Genomic DNA, 21,697 nt, shown 5'->3' on the forward strand with positions numbered 1-21,697 from the left:
GATGATCAACCTGGCGGCGGCGATCGAGCTCGCTGATCGTGTCTACATCTACGACAACTCCGTGAACGACGCGGAAGCGGCGCTCTGCGCGCGCACGCAGGACGGTGCGCTACGGAAGATCTATCGGGAGCTGCCGGAGTGGATCTCTGATGCCGTCGTCGATTTGCCGAAGCATGTGGGGTTCGTCGACGGGCGCGGGGCTACGTGAGGTCGGGGTCGTCGTCGTCGGGGGCGATGGCGCGGCAGAGGGGGCACTGCGTGATGGCGTGGGGGGCGTCGCGGCGGTGGAGGTCCAGGACGGCGCGGGAGACCTCGGCGAGGGCGCGGCGGACGGCGCGGCGTTCGCCCTTGATGCGTGCGATCTGCAAGGAGTCGTAGGCCGTCGTCTGGTGGCGCATCCACGCGATGACCGCCGCCTCCGCGCGCTCCTCCACCGGGATGCGCTTCGTGCGCGCGACGGTGCCGCTGCCTACCGGCGTCGCGTGCGCCGCGACGCGACGCGCGAGCTCCAACGCGAGCGGGTGCCACTCCTTCGAGAAGCGGAGGAACGCGAGCACGGCCTCGCCGAACTCGACGACGTAACCCGCCTCGTCGCGCTCGCGGCGCGCGGTGGCCTGGGCGCGCGTTCGGGCGTACTCCGGCGTCTCGCGCTGGCTCGCGACCTCCGCCCGTGCGCGCTCGATGTTCGCGTGCGGCGCCCAGAGGCCCTTCGAGAAGACCTTGCGGCCCTTCTTCTCGAGGACCGCCCACGAAGGGCCGGCGAGCTTCACCTTGCGCGTGATCGCGGCGTCGCCGGGCGGGAGGCACGCCCAGCCGTCGGGCGGTGAGAGCCTCTCTCCGTTGGGGGAGAGGAAGACGTGTGGGTCGGCGGTCGGCGCGAGGACGAGCGAGTCGGGCATCGCGTGTCAGCGGCGGAACGCGAGGAGCGTGAGGACCATGCCGCCGGCGCCGAGGACGGCGATGAGGCCGGCGGGCATGAGCTTCTTCGTCTGGCGGTACGCGTTGCCGAATCGGCCGGTGAGCGCGAGCGAGACCGCGAAGCCGAGCGCGAGGCCCGTCGTCGTGGCCGCGCCGCCGACGAGCGCGCCCGCCGCGACGAGCGCGGCGCCGGAGATGCTGCCGGCGATGATCGACGCTTTGCTCTTCGCCTTCACGAACCCGAGGACGCCGCCGGCGATCGTGACCACTCCGAAGCCGACGAGATAGACGCGGACGAGATCGAGCATCGGAGGCATCCTACGCGATAGCGACGCGCTACGCTGTCGCGTGTGAGCACGGAGTGGGCGCGCGTTTGCCACGAGGCCGCGATGAGCGCGGGCGCGGACGCGGAGGCAGGCGCGGACCCGGGCGCGGGCGCGGAGGTGGCTGCGGCGCTCGAGGCGCGTGTCGCGAGCGATCCGAACGACGTCGAGGCGCGGGTGAAGCTCGTCGGCTGCTACTTCTTGGCGTCGCTGTGGCCGGACAAGCAGGGCGTGCGCGGCGAGCACCTCGCGTGGCTCGCGCGGAATCGGCCGGACGTCGGCCTCGGCGGGTACGGGACGCTCATCGCCGAGCTCGCGCCCGAGCAGCACGCCGTCGCCCTCGCGGCGTGGCGTGACGTGGCGCTTGGACCCGACGTCGACCTCGCGACGCTGCACAACGCCGCTTCGTTCATCGGGTTCGAGCACCCCGAAGAGGCGGCGGAGCTCTACCGCCGCGCGAGCGCGCGCGAACCGGCGGCGTACGAATGGCGGAAGCGGCGCGCGCAGAGGCTGCTCGCCGCCGCGCGACGCGATGACGCGGAGCGCCCCGAGGTGCTCGCCGCGGAGGCGGTCGAGGAGCTCCGCACCGCGCTGGCGCTCACGGACGTGGACTGGATCGCGCTCGGGCTGCGCATCGACTTGCTCGAGGCGCTGCAGCTCGCGGAGCGGTGGGACGAGCTCGCGGAGACCGCGCGGCGTGTGCTCGCGGACAACGAGACGTGCCGGCGGACGTTCCAGTACGGCAACGCGATCCACGACGCCCACCTCGCGCTCGGGTGGTGCGCGTACGTCGGCGGCGACTTCGCCGGCGGCGCGGCGTGCCTGCGCCGCGCCGGGAAGACGCCCGGCTCGCCGCAGCTCGACAGCTTCGGGCCCGACTTCGAGCTCGCGCGCGCCCTCCTCGCCGCGGGGGAGCGCGAGGCCGTCCTCGACTACATCGAAGACTGCAAGCGCTTCTGGAAAGGCGAAGAGGCGTGGCTGATGCGCTGCTACGAGCTCGTCGCGGCGGGGGGCGACGAAGCTCCCCGATTGACGGTGGAGCGTCAGTCGCGCGCGAGCCAGGCGGCGAAGTCGAACGGCGGCGCGGCCGGCGCCACGACCTTCTTCGTCTCGATCCACGTCGCGAGCGCGGGGCGGCCGCTCGAGGCGTCCTCGTCGTCGAGGTCGCCGATGCCCGTCTTGCCTTGCGAGAGCTTCACGAAGAAGTCCTCCATGCTCGTCGCGACCGTGCGCGCGTCGCCTTCGGAGTCGAGGAGCACCACCGCGCGCGGCGCGTCCTTCGCGCCGGTGTCGAGGAGGGCGAGGAGCGAGCCGTCGGGGAGGTGGAGGAACACGTAGCCCGCGCGCTGCAGCTTCGCCGCCTTCGCGTCGTTCCACTCCTTCGGGATCTCTCCGAGCTTCAGCGCGTCGAAGTAGCCGACCACGCCGTGGTCCTGCGTCGCGAGCCAGTCCGCGAACGTCGCGAGGACGCCGGGGACCGAGTGACCGTCGGGGCACTTCGAGAGATCGATGTGGTAGCTGCTCATGGCTGCATCCTTTCAACCTTCCGCGCGCCGAACAAGCCGGAACATCCCGGCGGCGCGGGTGTCAGCGCGCGAGATGCCCTATCGCGCGCCTCGTGACTCGCGGAGTCGGCTGCCGCTGCTGCTCGAGCGCGCGCGCGCGCGGACGCCGTGCGCCGTGGCGTGGGACGAGATGGTCGGGGACGACGTCGCGCGGCTCTGCTGCGTGTGCAGCAAGACCGTGTACGACGTGTCCGCGATGGACGCCGGCGAGGTGGACGCGCTCCTCGACGCGGAGGACGGGACGGGCACGGTCTGTGTCCGGCGACGGGACGGGCGCATCATGAAGGAGGAGTGCGGTCCGGGCGCGGCGCGGCGGCATGCGCGGCGCGCGACGATCGTGGTCGTCGCGGCGTTCGCCGCGGTGCTCGGCGTCGGCGCCGCGATCGAGCGCGCGACGGTCCCGGCGCTGACGATGGAGGAGCCGGAGCGCGAGAGCGTGGAGGAGCGGTTCGAGCCGCTCGAGCGCAAGAGCCCGAGCGCCGCCGCCGTCGCGATCGACACGAGCGACACGATCGACACGAGCGAGTGCGAGGCGCTGAAGGCGATGGTCTGGGGCGACGTCGGCGAGGTGCGCTGCGTCGGGCTCGAGGACCCGGCCTTCGGGACCGCCTCCCGCACCGCGCGCGTCGTCGCCGAGCAGCGGCGTGACGCGGTGCTCGGCGGGAGCGTGCGCCTCGTCTCCTGGCGGCCCGGCCGTTTTTCGGTACAACGTCCGGAGCGGTGAAGGTCCAGTACGTCTCCGACGTCCACATCGAGTTCCACGCGGACGAGGGCGAGTCTTTCGTGGAGTCGCTCGAGCCCGATGGGATCGACGTGCTCGTGCTCGCGGGCGACGTCGCGGTGGGTCGCGGCATCGGGCCCGCGCTCGATCGCTTCTGCCGGCGGTACGCGGACGCGCGCGTGCTGTACGTCCACGGCAATCACGAGTTCTACGGCACGACGCGCGAAGACGTCGTCGCGATCACGCGCGAGGCGTGCGCGCGGAACCCGAACCTCGCCTGGCTCGACGGCGACGTCGTGACGATCGGCGGCGTTCGGTTCCTCGGCGCGCCGATGTGGTTCAAGAAGCCGGCCGGCGTCCGCCGCCTCGCCGCCGCGATGAACGACTTCAGCCAGATCGAGCGCTTCGACACGTGGGTCTACGAGGAGAACGCTCGCGCGCTCGCCTTCTTCGACCGCGAGCTCGCGCGCGGCGACTTCGTCGTCACCCACTACCTCCCCGCCGAGGTGAGCGTCGCGCCGCGCTGGAAGGGCAGCGCGCTCAACCCGTTCTTCCTCTGCGACGTCGAGGCGCTCATCCGCGCGCGCGAGCCCGCGTGCTGGGTGCACGGCCACACGCACGACACGGTGGACGCCGTCGTCGGCGCGACGCGCGTGCTCGCGAACCCGTTCGGGTACGTCCGCTTCGAGCTCAACCCGCGGTTCGTCGATCGGGCCGTCGTCGAGATCGACTAGCTGTCGTCGTCGTTGCGGCACCTCGAGGCGCTGCACGCCTTCGAGCGGCACGTCGCGATCGCTTCGTAGAGCGCCGCCGCCGCCGGAGCGGGCTCCGTGCACGCCGAGCAGCTGCCGCCGGAGCTGGAGCCGCACGTCTGACGGCAGTCGTAGTAGGGCTTGCACTCCGCGTCGTCGGTGCACGCCTTGATCGTCGTCGCGCAGGCGCCGCCCGGCGCGATCGCGGCCTGGCGGCAGACCGTGCACTCGCTGAGGCAGCAGAGCTGGAGAGACGGCGCGTTCGTGAACGTGACGTCGCCCTCCTTCGTCGTGGTGGGGACACACTTCGCGTCGGTCGGATCCGCCTCCGGCACCTTCTCGAGCCGCATCGTCGTCGTCCCGTAGTCGGCGACCGCGCGACAGGGCGCGTCGGGGACCGGCTCGCCGGACGAGCAGGCCGCCCCCGCGGTGGGCGCCCGGTGCACGGTGCCGCCGGAGCACTTGACGCTCGCGGGATCGAGCGCGCACGCGCACTGGCACGCGCGCGTGTCGGTGAAGTCCGGCGCCGGCGAATACGATCGCTGTTCACGCCACGGCGCCGCGCAGCTCCCCGACGTGGACACGTAGCAGGCGGAGCCGGTGGTGGCGGCGACGGCCGGAGCGTCGCCGCCGCTGCAGGTGCTCGAAGGCTGCGCGGTGGGACGGCACACGTGCACCTCGAGGTCGACGCGCGGCGGCTGCTTCGTCGTGGTCGGCGTGCCCGAAGGCGGACACACCGAGGTCGCGTCCGCCGCCTGCGGCACGGCCGTGACCTGCGCGTGCGTCGCGGTCGCCGGCCGCGCGACGCGCGGGCAGCCGAGGATGACGTTCGTGAAGGGGCTCGACCCCACCTTCGTCGTGCACGTGTCGTCCGAGTAGAAGCTGAGCGCCGGGGTGACGCACTTGATCGAGTCGGCCGAGCCCGTCGCTGCGCCGCACGCGCACGAGCCCGTCGCGCACTCGAAGGTGTCGTTCGCGACGTCGCCGAAGCCGATTTGCCCCGAGGCTTCGTAGCCGCTCGGGCACGCGGGAACGGCGCCGGGCGATCCGCGGACGACGGCGACGACCTGCGCGCCGCTCGGGGGCGCCGGAACGCAGCCCGGGACGCCGGTGTCTCCGGACGAGCCGCCGCTCGTGCTCCCGTCCGGATCGACGACCGGCGAGGTCCCGCCGTCGGCCGCGATCCCGGACACGAGGTCGTCGGGATCGAGGAACGCGTGGCATGCCACGACCGCGGCCGCGAACGCGAGGCCCGCGGCGAGGGCGAGCGGTGAGCGAGATCGTTTCATCGCGTGCTCCGCGCGTGGCGCTCCGCCGGCGGCGGCGTCGCGAAATAGAGGAGGGTCCCGACCCCGGCCGCGACGAGGCCCACCGCGAGGAAGACGTCCGCGATGACCATCGTGCGCGCGACGTCGTCGCGATCGGAGGTCGTGCAGCCATGGCCGCACGAGCTCTCGTAGCTGCCATAGTCGAGGTTCGCCTTGATGCCGAAGGCGGTGAACCCGAGGAGGCCCACCGCCCCGACGCCCCAGCCGATGAGCGATCCGGTCGGGAACTTGCTCAAGGGCGAGCCGGACTTCGTCGGCTCGCTCGCGGTGCCGTCGGCGTCGAGCTTCACCGACACGACGCGTCCGCGCTCGCCGACCGCGGCGACGACGGTCTGCTCGACGTCACGCGCGCCCGGACGCGAGACCTTCACGCGATGGCTCCCGGGGTCGACGTCGATCGGCTTGTTGTCCGCGCTCGCGGGCTTCCCGTCGATCGTGATCGTCGCGCCGGCGACGTCCTTGCCGCTCGCGTCGACGACGCGGAGCGCGATCGAGGGGAGCTTCTTCTTCACGTCCTCGAGCCACTCCGCGCAGTAGGTCGGCACCGGCGGCGGGCACGCGGGATCGGCGCACACGAGGAACTGCTCGCGCGCCTCGAGCAGCTTGCCCTGATCGCGGAGCTCCTGGCCCTTCGGAGCGGCGTCCATACATTTCTTTTTGTCGGCGGCTTCCGCTGATCCCGCGAATGCGAGCAGCGCGGCGACGACGAGTGACGCTCGCCTCACGGACAGATCTCCTTGAACACGGTCCTCCCCGCGGCGTCCTTCTGCGGGACGATGCGGCAAGTCGGGGGCTTCGCGCTCGCGGGGGGCTTCGGCTTCGCCGCGACGGGCGGCGGCGGAGCAGGTGATGGCGCGGGCGGCTCCGCCGGCTCGGGCGCGGGCTCGGGCTCGGGTACGGGCTCGGGCGGAGGCGGGGGCGGGGCCGTCACCGGCGTCGTGACCGCGATCGGCGGCTCGATCGACGGCGGCGCGCTCGGCGCCGCGTTCGCCTTTGGCGTCGAGGTGCGCGCGGCGATCACGGCGATGATGAGCACGAGCCCGATCAGCGCGAAGCCTCCGAGCACCGCGCCGCCGACGAGCATCACCTTGCGCGAGGGAACGCCCGCGAGCAGACCCGGCGGGAGGACGTCTCGCTCCGTCGAGATGCCGGTGTCGCTCTTCACCGTCTCGGCGGCGGAGTGCGGGCCGAGGATCGCGGTGCCTCCGGCGGCGGGCATGGTCGTGCTCGCCGCGATCGCGGCGACGTCGCGGACGCTCGACGCCATCTCCGGCGCCGCGGTCCGGCACCAGCGGTGGAGATCGGCGAGCTTCTCGTCGCGGCTCGCGAGGTCCTTCGCGATCGCGCTGCGGACCCAACCTCCGACGTCGCGCGGGCTCGCCGGCGCGATCGCGTGCTCGAGCGCGACCGCCATCTCGCTCGCGGTCGCGAAGCGGTCGTTGGGATCGCGGGCGAGCGCGCGCAGGACCACGTCGTCGATCGCGCCTGGCAGCGAAGCGACGAGGCCGCTCGGCGGCGGCACCTTCAGGTTCAAGAGCGCGTGGAGGCGCTCGGCGCCGTTGGCTCCGTTGATGAGGCGTTTGCCGACGAGCGCCTCCCAGAGCACGATGCCGGCGGCGAACACGTCGGCGCGCGCGGTGAGGGCCTCGCCGATCGCCTGCTCCGGCGCCATGTACGCCTGCTTGCCCTTCGTGACGCCCTCGCTCGTCGCGTGCACCTGCCCGACCGCCTTCGCGATGCCGAAGTCCGCGATCTTCGCGAGGCCGTCGGCGCTCACGAGGATGTTCTGCGGAGAGACGTCGCGATGGACGAGGTGCAGCGGCTGGCCGTCGTCGCCTCGCGTCTCGTGCGCGGCGTGGAGGCCGTTCAGCGTGGCGACGACGATCGCGCTCGCGATCGCGGGTGGGGTCGACAGGCCCTGGCCCTGCGCGGCGCGGAGGATCGAGGCGAGCGAGCCGCCGTGCACGTACTCCATCACGAGGAGGAGCTCGCCCGGCTCCTCGAGGACGTCGAGCGTCAGCACGACGTTGGGGTGGCTGAGGCCCGACGTGATGCGCGCCTCGTCGAGGAACATCGAGATGAACTCGGGATCCTTCGCGAACTGCGGATGCATCCGCTTGATCGCGACGGTCTTGCCGAAGCCCGCCGGTCCGGACATGCGGCCGAGGTAGACGCTCGCCATGCCGCCGGCCGCGAGCTCACGGCCGACGACGTAGCGCCCTATCCGGATGGGCTCGGACATGACCGCCCGCGATCGTATCACCACGTGATCGCGGTGGTTCAGCGCAGAAAATGAAGAAGGCGCCGCTGTCGGTGCGCGTGGGCTACGAGGCTTCGCGCGTGACGACGACGCGATCGATGACCACCGGCGACATCGGGCGATCGCCCGAGTCGCGCGGCGTCGTCGCGATCGCGTGGACGATCGAGGTCGGCGCGCAGACGCCGAAGATCGTGTAGTTCCCGTCGAGGCCCGGGACCGCCGCGTCGGTGATGAAGAACTGGGCGCCGTTGGTGTCCTTGCCGCGGTTCGCCATGCAGAGGAGGCCCGCTCGATCGTGCTTCGCGCCCGGCCAGATCTCGTCGGGGATGACGTAGCCGGGCTCGCCGGTCCCGTTCCCGTTCCGGTCGCCGCCTTGGATCATGAAGCCCTTGATGACGCGGTGGAAGGTCGTGCCGTCGTAGTAGGGCTCCTTCATCCACGCGCGCCCCGCCTTGAAGGGGCGCGTCCCGTTCGCGAGGCCGATGAAGTTCGCGACCGTGTTCGGGGCTTTGTCCTCCCAGAGGTCGCACGTGATGCGCCCCGCGCTCGTGTCGATCGTCGCGACGAGGCGGCCGGCGCCGGGGAGCGACGCGGTCGCTTCTTCGATCGTGTAGCTGCCGCGCAGCGGATCGTTGCCGTCGGGCGGCTGTTCGACGAGCCCGCCGTCGAGCGCGGCGGCGCGGCGCTGCGCGACCTCCTGCCGGATGCGCGCGCGCTCCTCTTCGCTCGGTCCCGCCGGCGCGACCTCGACCGGGCCGGCGTCGACGTACACGATCTCGTTCGACTGCGGAGGCAGCCCCGGCGGAACGGGGACACACGCAAAGAAGAGCAGCAGTGAAGCGACCAGGACGCGCATCGGGGCGCGTAGTATGCCCCCTCGACGACTCGCTGCGGAAGCGAATCAGAAGTAGCAGGCCGCGGCGCGGTTCGAGCCCGGGTCCTTGAACTCGGCGCTATCGGCGAACGCGAGCGCGATGCCGCTGCGCGAGCCGCCCTTGTTCAGGCTGTCGAGCCACAGCGCGAAGCCCGCCGCGTCGGGCTCGCGATCGAAGAAGCTGCGGTAGAGGCTCGTGACGTAGTCCTCGTTCGTGAGCTGCTCGCGCGACGCGATGAACTCGGGCGACTGGAGGATCTGCTTCAGCACGCCGAGCCGCGACTCGCCCGCCTGGATGATGCCGACCCAGTGCTGGAGGCCGCCCGGATCGGGATCGCGCTGCAGCGCGATGAAGTACGACGCCTTCACCGAGTCCGTGTCCGTCAGGCACGCGATCGCCGGCTTCTTCGCCGGGCTCGCCGGGGTGTTCCCGGGCGTTTGCGTTTGCGTCTGCGCCGGCGTCGACGGCGTGATCACGGGCGCGACGCCGTCGTTGCCGTTCGCCGGCTGATCGGTCGGCGTCGGATCGCTCGGGTCGTCGTCGTCGTTCTGCACCGCGCCGTTGCCGCGGACCTTCGTACCCGACGGATCCTCCACCGCGCAGCCAGCCGCGAACACGGCGACGAAGACGAGCCAACCGAAGCGCATGATGTCCCCCGACGTTGCAGCCGCCGTACCGGCGCGCGCCTCCGTCCGGAATCTGAAATTGCCGCTATTTCCAGTGAGACTGCGCCGGATCGTCGTCGATCCGCAGGCGGGCGCGACCCACACCACGCGTCGTGGAGGCTTGCGCAGGCGCTTGCGCGAAGCGAGGGGCCGCGGGCGATCCGCTTCACGGTTGCGCAACGCCGTCCTCCGCGAGCCAGGTGCGCGGGACGACGTTCGTGAGGCAATGGACCGTGCGCGGGGAGAGCGCGGAGGACTCGTGCGCGCGCAGCGGCTTCGCCGGGGTGCCCTCGGCGATCCCCTCCGTCGCGCGCCACGCCGGGCGCATGCCGGGCGCGAGCGTCCTCAAGCCGCTCTGCAGCACGCCGATGATGAACGTGTGCCCCGCGACGCGCGCGCCGAGGCCGTCGGCGAGGCAGCGCGCGAAGTCGTGACCGGCGTCGCCGCCGAACGCCTCGCACGTGCGCAGCCAGAGGAGCGAGCCTCCGTCCGGGAGCAGGCGCTCGCGGATCGACGCGAACGCGCGCGCGTGCGCGCCTTCGAACGTGGCGCGATCGAGCCGATCGTCGCCCGCGAGCACGCGGCCCCATTTGCCGTGGCCCCAGTACTGGACCTCGGCGATCGAGCGCGAAGGCTCGTACGACGCGATCCACGCGAGCGCGTCGGCCCAGCTCGTCGCCCCGTACGCGGCGTCGTGGCGATCGAGCCGATGGTAGAGCCGCGCGCCCGCCGCCCACGCGGTCGAGAGGCCGACGCCCCAGCGCGTGCACGTGCGGTCGTAGACGATGAGCCGGAGCGCCGTCACTCCGTGATCGTGCCACCGAGGACCGCGCGCGCGAAGTCGGTCGCCTCGCGCGCGCGGAGGAGGCCGCCGTGATCGACGCCGCCGACGACCTGGTAGTCGGCGCAGCGCTCGTAGCGCGCGGAGTCGTCGAAGATGAAGCGGTCCTTCGCGCCCTTCATGCAGTGCTTCACCGGGCCGCCGGCGGGCTGCGCGAGCTCGGCCTTCATGAGCGCCTTCGTCCAGACGTCGCGCCCCGACCGACCCCGCACCGTGAACTTGGAGCGCGCCGTCCAGCTCACGCGATCGAGCTCCGTCAGCTCGTGGTCGTCCATCCAGATCGGGTCGTCGCTGAACCACGACTCGCCGACGGCGAAGGGGACACCTTGGTGCGGCGTCGCGAGGAAGAGCACCTCGCCGATCTTCGCCTTCGCGCCGGGGAAGAACGCGAGATACGAGCGCGTGATGAGGCCGCCCATGCTGTGGGCGACGACGTCGACCTTGTCGGCGCCCGTCGCGCGGAGGATGTCGTCGATCGCGGCGGCGAGGTCCTTCGTGAAGTCGTGCGTGACGCCGCGATCGTACGAGTCCGAGTCCGGCACGAGCTGCCCGTTCGAGCCGATGCGGCCCGGTCCGGCGGTGAAGGACTTCGGCGCGTCGCTGCCGCGCGTGACGTAGTAGTCGAACGCGAAGAGCCACTCGCGGCGCGGGATGCTGCGCGCCGCCCAGTCCGCGTGATCGCCGGTGCCGATCGAGCGACGCGCGTCCCATCGCTCGCCGGGCGCGGTGAGCGCGGCGAAGATCGCGTCGCCGTCGCCGTTGTGGCCGTTGTGGCCGTGGATGAAGACGACCGGGCGCGCGGCGCACGGCGCCCGCGGGCAGGGGAGCGCCTCCGTCGCGGCGCTCTCCGTCGTCGCGCTCTCGTCCTCGTCCTCGGTCGCGGCGGAGCATCCGGCCGCCGCGATCGCGACGGCGAGCCAGGGGATCGAGCGAAGAAACACCGGCGGGGCTTACCACTTTCTGAAATGCGCGCTCGTCTCCGTCCGATCTTCCATGACCGCGCGAGCTTTCCAGCCAGCGCGGACGTGCGAGGATGCGCGGGATGGGCGCGCTCCTGCTCCTCCTCACCGTGCTCCTTCACGGCGTCACGTTCGTCGCTCTCCGCTGGCTCGTCGCGCGCCGCGCCGGCGTTCGCGGGATGAAGCCGGTGCTCGCGATCGACCACGCGCCGTGGTCCGCGGTGTCGCTCGCGCGCCGCGTGCTCTTCACGGCGGTCGGACCGTTCGGCTGTTACCTCGTCACCGCGCTGCTGCTCACGTTCGGCTTGCTGCTGACCGGGGAGACGCGCATCGACGAGACGAGCATGCGCGTGCGCGTCGCGGCGGCGAGCCCGGCCGCGGCGGCGGGGTTTCGCGACGGCGACCAGATCCTCCGCGTCGACGGCGCGCCCGTTCATGACTGGGACACGCTGAAGCGCGAGGTGGCGGCGCGTCCCGAGACGCCGGTCCTCGTCGCGGTGCGACGCGGCGAAGAGGAGCTCACGCTCACGCCGACGCCGAGCGCGGCGGGCAAGATCGGCGTCGGGCCTTGGGTCGAGACGCGCCCGGTCGGGATCGGCTCGGCCCTCGCGCGCGGCGTGGTGGAGCCGTTCGCCGTCGTCCGGTCGACGGTCATCGGGTGGGGTCGCGTCGTGCGCGGGAGCGAGCACGAGCTCTCCGGTCCGATCGGGATCGCCGCCGGGACGAGCCAGGCGTATCGTGCGGGCGCGGGTGCGGCGCTCCGTCTGCTCGGCGGTCTCAGCGCGTACGGCCTCGTCGTGCCCTTCGTCGTCGCGCTCGTGTTCTTCCCGCGCTCGCGCCGGCGCTGACGCGTTCGTGTCAGGGGCAGCAGCAGCGATTGCAGGCCTCCTTGATGCCGGTGGCGACGTAGCCGTAGGTGTACATGCACGTGTCTTCCTCCCAGTAGCAGCCGTTGCAGTCGTTGCATGTGGAGCCGCCGCTGCTGCTGCTGCCGCCGTTCTCGATCGCCGCGACGCCGGACACGCAGTCCATCCGCTCGACCTCGAGGAGCTGCGCGGACGTCCATCCTTGCTGGACGCACGCGTCCTTGCACGAGGCTTGGTTCTCCGCGCTCTCGGCGCCCTTGCATCGCAGGTAGTAGACGCACGCGCTGTCGCAGGTGCCGGACGCGCTGGACTGCGTCCCCGCGTCGGTGTCCGCGGGCTCGCTCGACTCGCACGCGAGCATCGCCAAGATCGAGAGGACGAAGAGGATGCGCATACCTCAGTGTGCCGAGCACCGAAGGCTCGCCCCAATGGTGTATTCGCTTGGGAGGTGACGCCGCGGGCTACTCGCAGGTCGAGCTCGCCGCGTCTTCGCACGTGCCGTTCACGCACGACAGCATCGGGGCGCACTCGATGCCGCTCGTGCAGGCCTCGCCCTTCTGGACGTAGGGCTTGCACGTGCCTGGGCCGGGGATGCCGTCCGCGCAGTAGGAGGCTTTGCAGATGTCCTCGTCGGCGAAGGAGCACGTCTCACCGACGTTCTTGATCGCCTTCGGCGCGCACTCGAGCGAGGAGAAGTCGCACCGGAGGGGGGCTTTGCACTCCTGACCGCCGTACGCGATCGTGCAGCCGCCGCCGACGTCCACGCCGTCCGTGCACACGCCGGCGACGCACCTCGTATTGACGTCGCAGAAGGGGGTCGAGAGAGAGCTGCACGTGCCGCCTCGCGGGATCGGCCCCGCGCACTTCCCGTCGATGCAGAAGAGCCCGAGCCGGCATGACATGAGGCTCTCGCAGTCGTCGCCGAGCTTGCCTCCCGGCGCGCATGTGCCGCACGCGGTGGTCGTGGCCCCGTTGCACGCGCCGTTCTTGCATTGCGAGGCGCTGATGCATGGGGCGCCGTCCTCGAGGGACCCGGGGGGCTGACACTCCGGACTGAGCAGCGCGGCGAGGGCGCCGTCGCAGGTGGTCAGCGTCTGGAGCTTGGTCACGCACGCGTCGACGTCTCCTTGCGTCCGCAGCGGGAGGCCGTCGAGCGATCCGGCGGGCATCGCGTCGTACGAAGCGCGGCACGCCGCCTGGTCTGCGTAGAGGCTCGGGTAGCACCGAACCTGGTAGGTGCAGTACGCGTCGAAGTAGGACCCGTAGTCGACGTTCGTGCCGCCGGAGGACGAGGACGAGGACGACGAAGAGGAGGAGGAGGACGACGACGACGAGGACGAGGACGACGAAGAGGAGGACGACGTGGAGGTCGAAGTCGAAGACGAAGACGACGAAGAGGAGGAGGTGGACGACGTGGCAGCGTCCGGCGGATCCGCGCAGCGCGTCTCCGGCCCGCACGTGGAGGAGGGATCGTCGCCGGAGCCGGAGCCACCACCCGTGCAAGCCAACCATACACTCGCCGCGACGAAGATCACGACGCCCAGCCCAGCACGCCCCTGCACGACGGCGACGCTATCATCACCGCCACACCCCGTACAGGCGAGGCGCCGAGGCGCTCCGCGGCTCCGCGGCGCTGAGGCGCGCTCAGCGGCTCCGCCGGCGAGGAGGCGCTTGGCTCTTCGACGGCCCGCCGAGGACCGCCGGCTCGATCGGGCGCGTCGCGAGGAACTCGATGAACGCGAGCGTGCGCAGCGGCTGGTTCCGTCGCGCCGGGTGGACGGCGAAGATCGGCTCGCTCGGCGGCCGGAAGGCGCTCAGGACCTCCACGACCTCGCCGGCGGCGAGCGCGACCTCCGCCATGTAGCTCGGGACCTGGGCGACGCCGAGCCCGGCGCGGACCGCGGCCACGAGCGCCTCGCCGTCGTCGATGCTCATGCGCGGCTCCGGATGCAGCGTGAGCACGTGGCCGCGCTCGGCGAAGGTCCACGGCCGCGGCGTCCCGCTCGACGGGCGACGGAAGAGTACGGCGGGAAGAGCGATCGCGTCCGCCGGCGTCGCGATCCGACGGCGACGCGCGAGCGTCGGAGGCGCGACGGTGACGATCTGCTGCGTGCCGATCCGCCGCGCCGCGAACGACGAGTCCGGGAGGCCGCCGATCCGGATCGCGACGTCGATCCCCTCCTCGACGATGTTGACGAAGCGGTCCGTGAGCAAGAGATCGGGCTTCACGTCGGGGTGCTTCGCGACGAAGTCCACGAGCGCCGGCACGAGATAGAGCTTCCCCAACGTCGAGGCGATCGTGACGCGCAGGCGCCCGCGTGCGGCCGCGCGCCGGCTCGTGATCATGCTCCGCGCGTTTTCGAGCTCGTCGAGCACCTTGCGGCACTGCTCGAAGAACAGCTCGCCGTCCTCGGTCATCGCCACGTGGCGTGTGGTGCGCGTGAGCAGTCGTAGCCCGAGCTCACCCTCGAGCCGCGTGAGCGTCTTGCCGACACCCGACGGCGTGACGCCGAGCGCGCGCGCCGCCCGCGTCAAGCTCCCGTGCTCGACGACGCGGACGAACGTCTGGATCCCGCTGGTCAGGTCCACGCCCGGAGTATTGTGGACAAACTGTCCGCAGTCTAGTGCCCGCGCTCGGTCTTATCGTGGGACCGTTCTCGGCCCATCTTCTTGCTCATGGTCGCAGGGAGACAGGACGTGCCGAGACGAACGAAGATCGACGGCGCGCGAGCCATGACGCGTCGTCGTGGTGTCGTGCTCGCCGCGCTCCTCCTCCCCGCCGCGTGCGTGTCGGGAGAGCCGGCTCTTCAACACGCGGACCCGGGCGGCTCCACGATCGTGGGCGACGCGTCCATCGTGGGCGATGCGTCGATTGTGGGTGATGCGTCGATTGTGGGTGATGCGTCCATCGTGAGCGATGCGTCGATCGTGGAGGACGCGTCCGCGCGCGTTCGTGGCCTCGATCGCTCCTTCGGCGACGCGGGGCTCGTCGTCACGAAGCTGGGGCCCGGCGACGCCGACGTGCGCGCGATGGTGGTGCAGCCCGATCGGAGGATCCTCGTCGTGGGAGATGCGGTGGGGCCGCGGGGCCTGCGCGTCGCGCTGGTCCGCTACGAGCCCGACGGCGCGCTCGACGAGTCGTTCGGCGATCGAGGTGTGGTCCGAACGGCGTTCGGCGCGAGCGCGGAGGGGCTCGCCGTCGCGCTGCAGGACGACGGAAAGATCGTGGTGGCAGGGGCGTCGCACGGCGCGCCGACGGGCACGGACGTCTTCGTCGCGCGCTACACGGCGGGCGGAGATCTCGATCCTTCGTTCGGGCCGAGCGGCGACGGGCGCGTGTTCACCTCCTTCGGGGGTCCGGTCGATCGCGCGCACGCCGTGGTCGTCCAGCCGGACGGCAAGATCGTCGTCGCGGGGTCCTCCTTCGCCGACGCGACCGGCCTGGACTTCGCGCTCGCTCGCTACCGCGCCGACGGAGCGCTCGACGACGGCTTCGGAGTCGATGGAAAGGTGATGACCGACGTTGTCGGTGGAGCCGGGAGGGACGCAATCTACGGAATGGCGCTTCACTCCGTCGACGGCGAGCTTCGGATCGTCGTGGTCGGGACCGACGGCGGACCGGTCGTGGCTCGTTATCTCCCGGACGGCCGCGTCGACGAGAGCTTCGGCGACGCCGGCTTCGTGCGAGGCCTCTTCGACGCGGCGAGCGGAGCCTTCAACGCCGTCGCCGTGGCGGCGGACGGCGCGCTCGTCGTGACCGGTCACGCGCAGGGCGACGTCGCGGCGGCGCGCATCGACGCGCGCGGGGCGCCCGATCCGCGCTTCGGCGAGGGCGGGACGAAGCGCGTCGCGATCCGCGCGGCGGAGGAGGCAGAGGAGGGGATGGGGACGGGCCTGGGGCTCCTCGCGGACGGTCGCGTCGTCGTCGGCGGGTTCGCGCGCGCCGGCGAGGGGGCGCGCCGGCAGTTCGCGCTCCTCTGCCTCGACGCGGCCGGCGCGCTCGATCCGACGTTCGGCGCCGGCGGGATCGTGCTCACGCCGATGGCAGGATCGGCGCACGGGCTCGCGCGCGCGCTCGCGCTCCAGCCCGCCGCCACCCCCGGCGAGACGCGGGTGGTGCTCGCCGGCTCCGCGCTCGCGGACTCCTCCGCCTTCGCGCTCGCGCGCTACGAGCCGTGAGCGACCACCGCGACGACGCGAGGCTCCGACTTCGTGTGCTCGCCGGTGTCGCCCTGCTCCGCGCGAAGGCGTGAGCCCCTCCGTCGAGGGGGACGAGACACGCCGCGTGGCTCGGCGGCCACGGCGCGGGCGCGGCTCGCTCTGGTTTTTCCGTGTTCTCGTCGCGGCACGGGCCGTGAAAGGTGCTCCGGTCGATGAAGCGTCTCGTGTTCTCGACCCTGCTCCTCGCCTCCGCGTTCGCGTGCGCCTCCTCGGCGAAGGAGGAGCCGGTCACGGTCACGGCGGAGCCCACCCCGATCCTCGAGCTCGACGAGGCGACGCCGAGCTCGCTGAGCGAACCCGAGGCGCCGGCGCGCGTGGAGCCGGTCGTCGATCCGGTCGCGGATCGGCTGCCGACCGGCGCGTTCGCGGATGTCCGCGCGTTCTGCGCCGCGCAGGAGAAGCTCGTCGCGCCGCGGATCGCCGAGGCGAACGCGAGCTGGATCCAGAACGGCATGGGTGCGCTGAACGCGAAGCCGGCCTGCAACGAGCTCCCCGAGGCGCTCGCCGGCGCGATGACCGATCCGTTCCTCGATCTCAAGGCGGTCCGCGTCGAGATCGGCGGCGGAACGGAGGTCTACCTCCTCGTCCTCGGCACGTCGGGCTGGGAGGCTGTCCGCACTCCGTTCCTCAACGCGTTCGACGACGATCCCGGCTGCGGCTCGATCGAGCGCGAGGTCGCGATCAAGGACGTCCACGAGGACGGCGACCGTGTCGTCGTGACGATCGAGTCGGGCCGCGGCTACTACAAGGACGACGACGACTACGGTGAGCTCACGCTCGCCTCCGCGCGGTCGTGCCGCGCGGGCGCCGCGTGCGCGCAGGCGGAGGTCGTCGAGGCGAAGGCCGTCGCGCATCACGGCGAGGGAGAGCCCGACCGGACGCGCACGTTCACGACGACGTACTCGATCGACGCGAAGGGCGCCGTCGTCCCCGCGGCGAAGTTCGACGAGACGGCGCTATGACGTCGCCCCCGCCATCCGGCGGACGGCCTCTTCGAGGATCGCGCGCGTCGTCGCGAAGTTGAGGCGCGCGAAGCCCTCGCCGTTGGTCCCGAACGGCGGGCCGGGCGAGAGCGCGACGCGGGCGCGCTCGAGGAACACCTTCGCGGGATCGGCGCCGAGCCCGAGCGCGCGGCAGTCGAGCCACGCGAGGTAGCCCGCCGCCGGCGGCGTGTAGCGCACGCGCGGGAGGTGCTCCCCGAGGAGCTCCCCGAGCAGCGCGCGGTTCCGATCGAGGATGCGCCTCGTCTCCGCGAGCCATGGGTCGCCGTGCTCGAAGGCCGCGCGCGCGGCGACGATGCCGAGGTGGCCGGCGTGGTACGGCAGCTCCACCGGCAGCCGCCCCACCACCGCGCGGGCGCGATCGTGGCAGGCGACGATCACCGAGGCCTTCAGGCCGGCGAGGTTGAACGTCTTCGACGCCGACGTGAGGACGACGCTGACGCTCGGATCGACGAGCGGGAAGGGGACGTGCTCGTGCGGGGCGTGCGTCAGCGGCGCGTGGATCTCGTCGCTGACGACGAGCACGTCGTGGGCGCGGGCGAGCGCGGCGATCGCCTCGAGCTCCGCGCGCGTGTGCACCGTCCCGGACGGGTTGTGGGGCGAGCAGAGGACGTGCACCTTCGCGCCGCTCGCGTAGGCGCGCGCGATCGCTTCGAGGTCGAGGCGGCCGTTCGCGATCGGCGCCTCGACGACGGTGCGCCCGTAGCGCCGGATCGTCCACGCGAACGGCATGTACACCGGCGGATCGATGACGACGCCGTCGCCCGGCTCCGTCGTGACGAGGAGGAGCTCGGTGAGCGCGGTGACGACGTCGGGCGCGACCTTCACGTCGGCGGGATCGACCTCCCAGCCCCAGCGCGCCTTCGCCCACGGCGCGAAGGCGGCCCCGAGCCCGCGCGGATCGGCGTAGCCCGCGTCGTCGGCGTCGATCGCGGCGTGGAGCACGCGCTTGATCGGGTCCGCGAGCGGATAGTCCATCTCCGCGACCCACAGCGGGAGCACGTCGTCGGGGTACACCTTCCACTTCGCGCTCTGCCGAACGCGCAGCGCGGCCTCGCTCACATCGTCGAACGGATGGTTCAAGCGCTCTTCCTGGCCTCCGCCACGAGCCCGCATCGTACGTGCTGAGCTGGACGGTGCAACCGTTCGTGTCCCAGCGACGTAGTCGCTCCTCGTGACCTTCGATCCGCTCCAGCGCAAGGTGGTCGGGCGCGCGGCGCTCCTCATGGCGATCGGCATGTTCACCGGCATCTGGAGCGGCATCGCGCTCGCCGGCAAGGTGAAGGTCGACGTCCCGCACCTCGCGCTCGCGGCGCACTTGAACGCGCTGTTCGGCTGCTTCTGGCTCGTCGCGATCGCGTGGACGTTGCCGATGCTCTCGTACGACGCGAAGGCGAAGGAGCGGCTCGCGAACGGCGCGCTCCTGCCGACCTACGGCAACTGGCTCGTCACCCTCGTCGCGTCGTTCGTCGGCGAGCGAGGGATCGAGTTCCAGGGCAGGCTCGGCAACGACGTCATCGCCGCGCTCTTGCTCGCCGTCGTCGTGCTCCCCGCGCTCGTCGTCAGCGCCGCGTGGGCGAACGGGTTCCGGCGCCCCGCGGCGTAGCTGCGTCAAGCCGGCGTCTTGGCGCAGCGGAAGCCGCCTTCGGCGAAGCGGTAGTGCGGATCGAACGAGATGCGGGCGTACGTGCGGAGCGCGCGCGCGTCGTACATGAAGGAGCCGCCGCGCATGACGTGGCCGGCGCCCTTCTTTCCTTGCGGCGAGGGCGCGAGCTTCGGGTTCATGCTCGGGCCGTTCTCGTAGAAGTCCTCGTCGAAGAGGTCCTCGCACCACTCCCAGACGTTGCCCGCGAGATCGAGGCAGCCGTACGGCGACGCGCCCTCCGGGTACGCGCCGACGATGGTCGTGCCCTCGCGGACGCGCGCGAAGTTCGCGTGACTCGGCTTCGGCTCCGCCCGTCCCCACGGGTAGCGCCGGCCGTCGGTGCCGCGCGCCGCCTTCTCCCACTCCGCCTCGGCCGGGAGCCTTTGCCCCGCCCACTTCGCGTACGCGCGCGCGTCGTACCAGGACACGTAGACGACGGGGTGGCGGTCGTCGCCGCGCGCCGGCCTCCCGTTGCGCCAGTGCGCGAGGAAGCGCTTCGCCCCCGCGTCGGTCGGGCGGTACTGCGTCGTCTCGAGGAAGACGAGGAACTGCGCGTTCGTGACGGGGGTGCGATCTATGTAAAATGCATCGATATGGATCTCGCGCCGCGCGGGGCCCATCGCGAAGTTGCCGCCCGGCACGAGGACCATCTCGCGGCCGCCGGTCTCGCGCAGGGTGGTGGGGAGCGGGACCGACGACGAGACCGCGGTCGCGGTCATGCGCTCCGACGCCGGCGGCGGCAGCGCGTCGAGGAGGCGCTCGCGGAACGCGGCGCACGAGGCGGGGCGCTTCGTCGGATCCTTCGAGAGCGCCTCGAGGATGAGCTTCTCGAGCGGAGGCGGGACGTCGGGGCGGAGCTTGCCGGGAGGACGCGGCACGTTGGTGACGTGCGCCATCATCACGCTGAAGTGCGTGCCGTCGAACGGCGGGCGCCCGGCGACGAGCTCGTAGAGCGTGACGCCGAGCGAATAGATGTCGGAGCGATGATCGGCGAGGCTCGGCGTCTTCACCTGCTCCGGCGACATGTAGCGGCACGTCCCGAGCAGCGCGCCGCTCACGGTGTAGGTCGTGCCTTCGAGGACCTTCGCGATCCCGAAGTCGGCGATCTTCGGGCGGAGCCGGGCGCCGTCCTTCCGCACGAGGACGTTGTCCGGCTTGAGGTCGCGGTGGACGACGCCGTTCGCGTGCGCGTCGTCCATCGCGAGCAGCACGTCGCCCATGATCGTGCGGACCTCGTCGTAGGGCATCTTCCCGCGCCAGCGCGCGAGGTGTTGCGCGAGGTTCTCGCCCTCGACGAGCTCCATCACGATCGCGAGGACGTGCTCGTGCTCGATGAAGTCGTAGACCGCGACCGCGCCGGGGTGGCTCCACGTCCGGAGCACGCGCGCCTCGCGCACGAAGCGGTTCCGCACCTCCGGATCGCCGGCGAGGTTCAGGTGGAGGCACTTGACCGCGACGTCGCGGCCGAGCGCCATGTCGCGCGCCTTGTAGACGACGCCCATCCCGCCTTCGCCGAGCACCGACTCGATCCGGTACACGCCGATCGTGGTGCCCTCCGGGATGCGCATCGGCGGCAGGCTCGTCGCGGGCGGCGGCGACAGCGGCGCCGCGAGCTCGGTCGACGCAAACTGCGTGTCGCTCGAGCGCGCGACGACGGGCGCGGCCGAGGCGGCGGGCGCGGCCGGCGTCATCGCGAAGCCGCAATGATGACAAAAGCGCGCATCCGGCGCCGCGAGCGCCTGACCGCACGAAGGGCACGCGCCGTCCGCCATCGTCCACGCGCATTCTACTGCTAAGGTCCCGGCCGTGAAGCTCCTGTCCGCGCTCGCGCTCGCGTTCGTCGCCGTTGGCTGCTCCGACGGCGGGACGAGCGGCGCGCCGGTCGCGTCTTCATCGTCGTCGTCCACGTCGTCATCGTCGTCTTCATCGACGTCGTCGTCGTCGTCGAGCGGCGGCGAGCCGGACGATCCGCTCCTCACGGCGCGGCCGTACGAGCGCACGGTGCCGGCGAGCTACGACGCGAGCAAGCCGGCGCCGCTCGTCATGCTGCTCCACGGCTACACGAGCAACGCGAAGGACCAAGACGCCTACTTCGGCATCAGCGCGCTCGCGGAGACGAAGGGCTTCCTCGTCGCCCTGCCGAACGGCACGAAGGACGCCGCCGGCAACCCGTTCTGGGCCGCGACGGACGCATGCTGCAACTTCGTGAACGCCGCCGTCGACGACGTCGCCTACTTGCGCGCGGTCCTCGCCGACATGAAGCTGCGCTACGCGGTCGATCCGAAGCGCGTCTACGTCGTCGGCCACTCGAACGGCGGCTTCATGAGCCATCGCCTCGCGTGCGAGCTCGCCGGCGAGATCGCGGCGATCGTGAGCCTCGCCGGCGGCCAGTTCGCCGACGCGACGAAGTGCACGCCGTCCGCGCCGGTCGCGGTGCTGCAGGTCCACGGCGATCAAGACGAGACCGTCACCTACGAAGGCGGCGTCTTCTTTGGCAAGTCGTACCCGAGCGCGAAGCAGACGGTCGCGACGTGGGCGGCGAAGAACGGCTGCAGCCCCACGCTCGAGCCGGCGCGCGACGCCCTCGACCTCGAGCGCACCCTCGCCGGCGCGGAGACCACCGTCGCCCGCCACGCCTGCACGACCGGCGCGGCCGAGCTCTGGACGATCGCCGGCGGCAAGCACGTCCCCACCTTCGCGCAGCCGGCGTGGGCCGAGGCCGTCTACTCCTTCCTCGACGCCCACCCGAAGCCCTGA

General features: G+C 71.9%; 23 protein-coding genes. 9 read left to right on the plus strand and 14 right to left on the minus strand.

Annotation, left to right across the window (positions count from 1 at the left end):
• Position 1 precedes the first annotated feature (1 nt).
• Positions 2-208 carry a hypothetical protein gene (locus KF837_10170; GenBank protein ID MBX3227671.1) on the plus strand — a complete coding sequence of 69 codons (207 nt, stop codon included), beginning with the start codon at positions 2-4 and terminating at the stop codon, positions 206-208.
• On the opposite strand, the gene KF837_10175 is transcribed toward KF837_10170, so the two are convergent.
• Together KF837_10175 and KF837_10180 are read right to left on the minus strand one after the other, a co-directional pair.
• Complete coding sequence (locus tag KF837_10175; GenBank protein ID MBX3227672.1) at positions 201-899, minus strand: DUF2293 domain-containing protein; 699 nt, start codon at positions 897-899, stop codon at positions 201-203. The genes KF837_10170 and KF837_10175 overlap by 8 nt on opposite strands.
• A gap of 6 nt (positions 900-905) precedes the next feature.
• Positions 906-1,226: a TMEM14 family protein gene (locus KF837_10180; GenBank protein ID MBX3227673.1), complete on the minus strand. Its 321-nt coding sequence runs from the start codon at positions 1,224-1,226 to the stop codon at positions 906-908.
• Positions 1,227-1,268: 42 nt separating this feature from the next.
• Here KF837_10180 and KF837_10185 point away from each other — a divergent pair, with 42 nt between their 5' ends.
• From KF837_10185 to KF837_10195, 3 genes are all read left to right on the plus strand, one after another.
• A complete protein-coding gene (locus KF837_10185; GenBank protein ID MBX3227674.1) occupies positions 1,269-2,579 on the plus strand; it encodes a hypothetical protein in 1,311 nt (436 codons plus the stop codon).
• A gap of 261 nt (positions 2,580-2,840) precedes the next feature.
• Positions 2,841-3,530: a hypothetical protein gene (locus tag KF837_10190; GenBank protein ID MBX3227675.1), complete on the plus strand. Its 690-nt coding sequence runs from the start codon at positions 2,841-2,843 to the stop codon at positions 3,528-3,530.
• Positions 3,527-4,261, plus strand: a complete 735-nt coding sequence (locus KF837_10195) for a metallophosphoesterase family protein (protein ID MBX3227676.1) — start codon at positions 3,527-3,529, stop codon at positions 4,259-4,261. The genes KF837_10190 and KF837_10195 overlap by 4 nt, the downstream gene beginning before the upstream one ends.
• On the opposite strand, the gene KF837_10200 is transcribed toward KF837_10195, so the two are convergent.
• From KF837_10200 to KF837_10230, 7 genes are all read right to left on the minus strand, one after another.
• Positions 4,258-5,568 (minus strand): hypothetical protein, encoded by a 1,311-nt coding sequence (locus KF837_10200; protein ID MBX3227677.1) that lies wholly within the window; start codon positions 5,566-5,568, stop codon positions 4,258-4,260. The two genes, KF837_10195 and KF837_10200, sit on opposite strands and share 4 nt — an antisense overlap.
• Entirely contained in the window at positions 5,565-6,254 is a 690-nt protein-coding gene (locus tag KF837_10205) for a PEGA domain-containing protein (GenBank protein MBX3227678.1), read from the minus strand. Before KF837_10205 ends, KF837_10200 begins: the two co-directional genes overlap by 4 nt.
• A gap of 74 nt (positions 6,255-6,328) precedes the next feature.
• Entirely contained in the window at positions 6,329-7,849 is a 1,521-nt protein-coding gene (locus tag KF837_10210) for a serine/threonine protein kinase (protein ID MBX3227679.1), read from the minus strand.
• A gap of 82 nt (positions 7,850-7,931) precedes the next feature.
• Positions 7,932-8,723: a peptidylprolyl isomerase gene (locus tag KF837_10215; protein MBX3227680.1), complete on the minus strand. Its 792-nt coding sequence runs from the start codon at positions 8,721-8,723 to the stop codon at positions 7,932-7,934.
• A gap of 45 nt (positions 8,724-8,768) precedes the next feature.
• Positions 8,769-9,389, minus strand: coding sequence for a DUF4214 domain-containing protein (locus KF837_10220; protein MBX3227681.1), 621 nt, complete (start codon positions 9,387-9,389; stop codon positions 8,769-8,771).
• 184 nt (positions 9,390-9,573) lie between these two features.
• The gene (locus KF837_10225; GenBank protein ID MBX3227682.1) at positions 9,574-10,212 is read right to left on the minus strand and encodes a DUF4347 domain-containing protein; all 639 of its coding nucleotides are present in this window, start codon (positions 10,210-10,212) and stop codon (positions 9,574-9,576) included.
• Positions 10,209-11,189 carry an alpha/beta fold hydrolase gene (locus KF837_10230; protein ID MBX3227683.1) on the minus strand — a complete coding sequence of 327 codons (981 nt, stop codon included), beginning with the start codon at positions 11,187-11,189 and terminating at the stop codon, positions 10,209-10,211. The genes KF837_10225 and KF837_10230 overlap by 4 nt, the downstream gene beginning before the upstream one ends.
• A 101-nt stretch (positions 11,190-11,290) precedes the next feature.
• On the opposite strand from KF837_10230, the gene KF837_10235 reads away from it, so the two are divergent.
• Positions 11,291-12,055, plus strand: coding sequence for a PDZ domain-containing protein (locus KF837_10235; GenBank protein ID MBX3227684.1), 765 nt, complete (start codon positions 11,291-11,293; stop codon positions 12,053-12,055).
• Between the two features lie 10 nt (positions 12,056-12,065).
• On the opposite strand, the gene KF837_10240 is transcribed toward KF837_10235, so the two are convergent.
• From KF837_10240 to KF837_10250, 3 genes are all read right to left on the minus strand, one after another.
• Positions 12,066-12,467, minus strand: coding sequence for a hypothetical protein (locus KF837_10240; GenBank protein ID MBX3227685.1), 402 nt, complete (start codon positions 12,465-12,467; stop codon positions 12,066-12,068).
• Between the two features lie 67 nt (positions 12,468-12,534).
• Positions 12,535-13,608: a hypothetical protein gene (locus KF837_10245; protein MBX3227686.1), complete on the minus strand. Its 1,074-nt coding sequence runs from the start codon at positions 13,606-13,608 to the stop codon at positions 12,535-12,537.
• Positions 13,609-13,717: 109 nt separating this feature from the next.
• Positions 13,718-14,662, minus strand: a complete 945-nt coding sequence (locus tag KF837_10250) for a LysR family transcriptional regulator (GenBank protein MBX3227687.1) — start codon at positions 14,660-14,662, stop codon at positions 13,718-13,720.
• A gap of 321 nt (positions 14,663-14,983) precedes the next feature.
• Here KF837_10250 and KF837_10255 point away from each other — a divergent pair, with 321 nt between their 5' ends.
• Positions 14,984-16,252, plus strand: coding sequence for a hypothetical protein (locus KF837_10255; protein MBX3227688.1), 1,269 nt, complete (start codon positions 14,984-14,986; stop codon positions 16,250-16,252).
• Positions 16,253-16,446: 194 nt separating this feature from the next.
• Positions 16,447-17,256 carry a hypothetical protein gene (locus KF837_10260; protein MBX3227689.1) on the plus strand — a complete coding sequence of 270 codons (810 nt, stop codon included), beginning with the start codon at positions 16,447-16,449 and terminating at the stop codon, positions 17,254-17,256.
• Here the strand turns inward: KF837_10260 and KF837_10265 are convergent.
• Entirely contained in the window at positions 17,251-18,378 is a 1,128-nt protein-coding gene (locus KF837_10265) for an aminotransferase class I/II-fold pyridoxal phosphate-dependent enzyme (GenBank protein MBX3227690.1), read from the minus strand. The two genes, KF837_10260 and KF837_10265, sit on opposite strands and share 6 nt — an antisense overlap.
• A 91-nt stretch (positions 18,379-18,469) precedes the next feature.
• On the opposite strand from KF837_10265, the gene KF837_10270 reads away from it, so the two are divergent.
• Entirely contained in the window at positions 18,470-18,901 is a 432-nt protein-coding gene (locus tag KF837_10270; protein MBX3227691.1) for a hypothetical protein, read from the plus strand.
• Between the two features lie 5 nt (positions 18,902-18,906).
• Here the strand turns inward: KF837_10270 and KF837_10275 are convergent, their stop codons facing one another.
• Positions 18,907-20,712 (minus strand): SUMF1/EgtB/PvdO family nonheme iron enzyme, encoded by a 1,806-nt coding sequence (locus KF837_10275; protein MBX3227692.1) that lies wholly within the window; start codon positions 20,710-20,712, stop codon positions 18,907-18,909.
• Between the two features lie 34 nt (positions 20,713-20,746).
• On the opposite strand from KF837_10275, the gene KF837_10280 reads away from it, so the two are divergent.
• Entirely contained in the window at positions 20,747-21,697 is a 951-nt protein-coding gene (locus KF837_10280; protein MBX3227693.1) for an alpha/beta hydrolase fold domain-containing protein, read from the plus strand.

This window comes from Labilithrix sp., from assembly GCA_019637155.1.
Classification (GTDB): domain Bacteria; phylum Myxococcota_A; class Polyangia; order Polyangiales; family Polyangiaceae; genus Labilithrix.

Coding starts and splice junctions, on each gene's coding strand:
- KF837_10170 (MBX3227671.1), top strand. CDS start 2: ATGATCAACCTGGCGGCGGCGATCGAGCTCGCTGATCGTGTCTACATC.
- KF837_10175 (MBX3227672.1), bottom strand. CDS start 899: ATGCCCGACTCGCTCGTCCTCGCGCCGACCGCCGACCCACACGTCTTC.
- KF837_10180 (MBX3227673.1), bottom strand. CDS start 1,226: ATGCTCGATCTCGTCCGCGTCTATCTCGTCGGCTTCGGAGTGGTCACG.
- KF837_10190 (MBX3227675.1), top strand. CDS start 2,841: ATGCCCTATCGCGCGCCTCGTGACTCGCGGAGTCGGCTGCCGCTGCTG.
- KF837_10200 (MBX3227677.1), bottom strand. CDS start 5,568: ATGAAACGATCTCGCTCACCGCTCGCCCTCGCCGCGGGCCTCGCGTTC.
- KF837_10205 (MBX3227678.1), bottom strand. CDS start 6,254: ATGGACGCCGCTCCGAAGGGCCAGGAGCTCCGCGATCAGGGCAAGCTG.
- KF837_10210 (MBX3227679.1), bottom strand. CDS start 7,849: ATGTCCGAGCCCATCCGGATAGGGCGCTACGTCGTCGGCCGTGAGCTC.
- KF837_10215 (MBX3227680.1), bottom strand. CDS start 8,723: ATGCGCGTCCTGGTCGCTTCACTGCTGCTCTTCTTTGCGTGTGTCCCC.
- KF837_10220 (MBX3227681.1), bottom strand. CDS start 9,389: ATGCGCTTCGGTTGGCTCGTCTTCGTCGCCGTGTTCGCGGCTGGCTGC.
- KF837_10235 (MBX3227684.1), top strand. CDS start 11,291: ATGGGCGCGCTCCTGCTCCTCCTCACCGTGCTCCTTCACGGCGTCACG.
- KF837_10240 (MBX3227685.1), bottom strand. CDS start 12,467: ATGCGCATCCTCTTCGTCCTCTCGATCTTGGCGATGCTCGCGTGCGAG.
- KF837_10260 (MBX3227689.1), top strand. CDS start 16,447: ATGAAGCGTCTCGTGTTCTCGACCCTGCTCCTCGCCTCCGCGTTCGCG.
- KF837_10275 (MBX3227692.1), bottom strand. CDS start 20,712: ATGGCGGACGGCGCGTGCCCTTCGTGCGGTCAGGCGCTCGCGGCGCCG.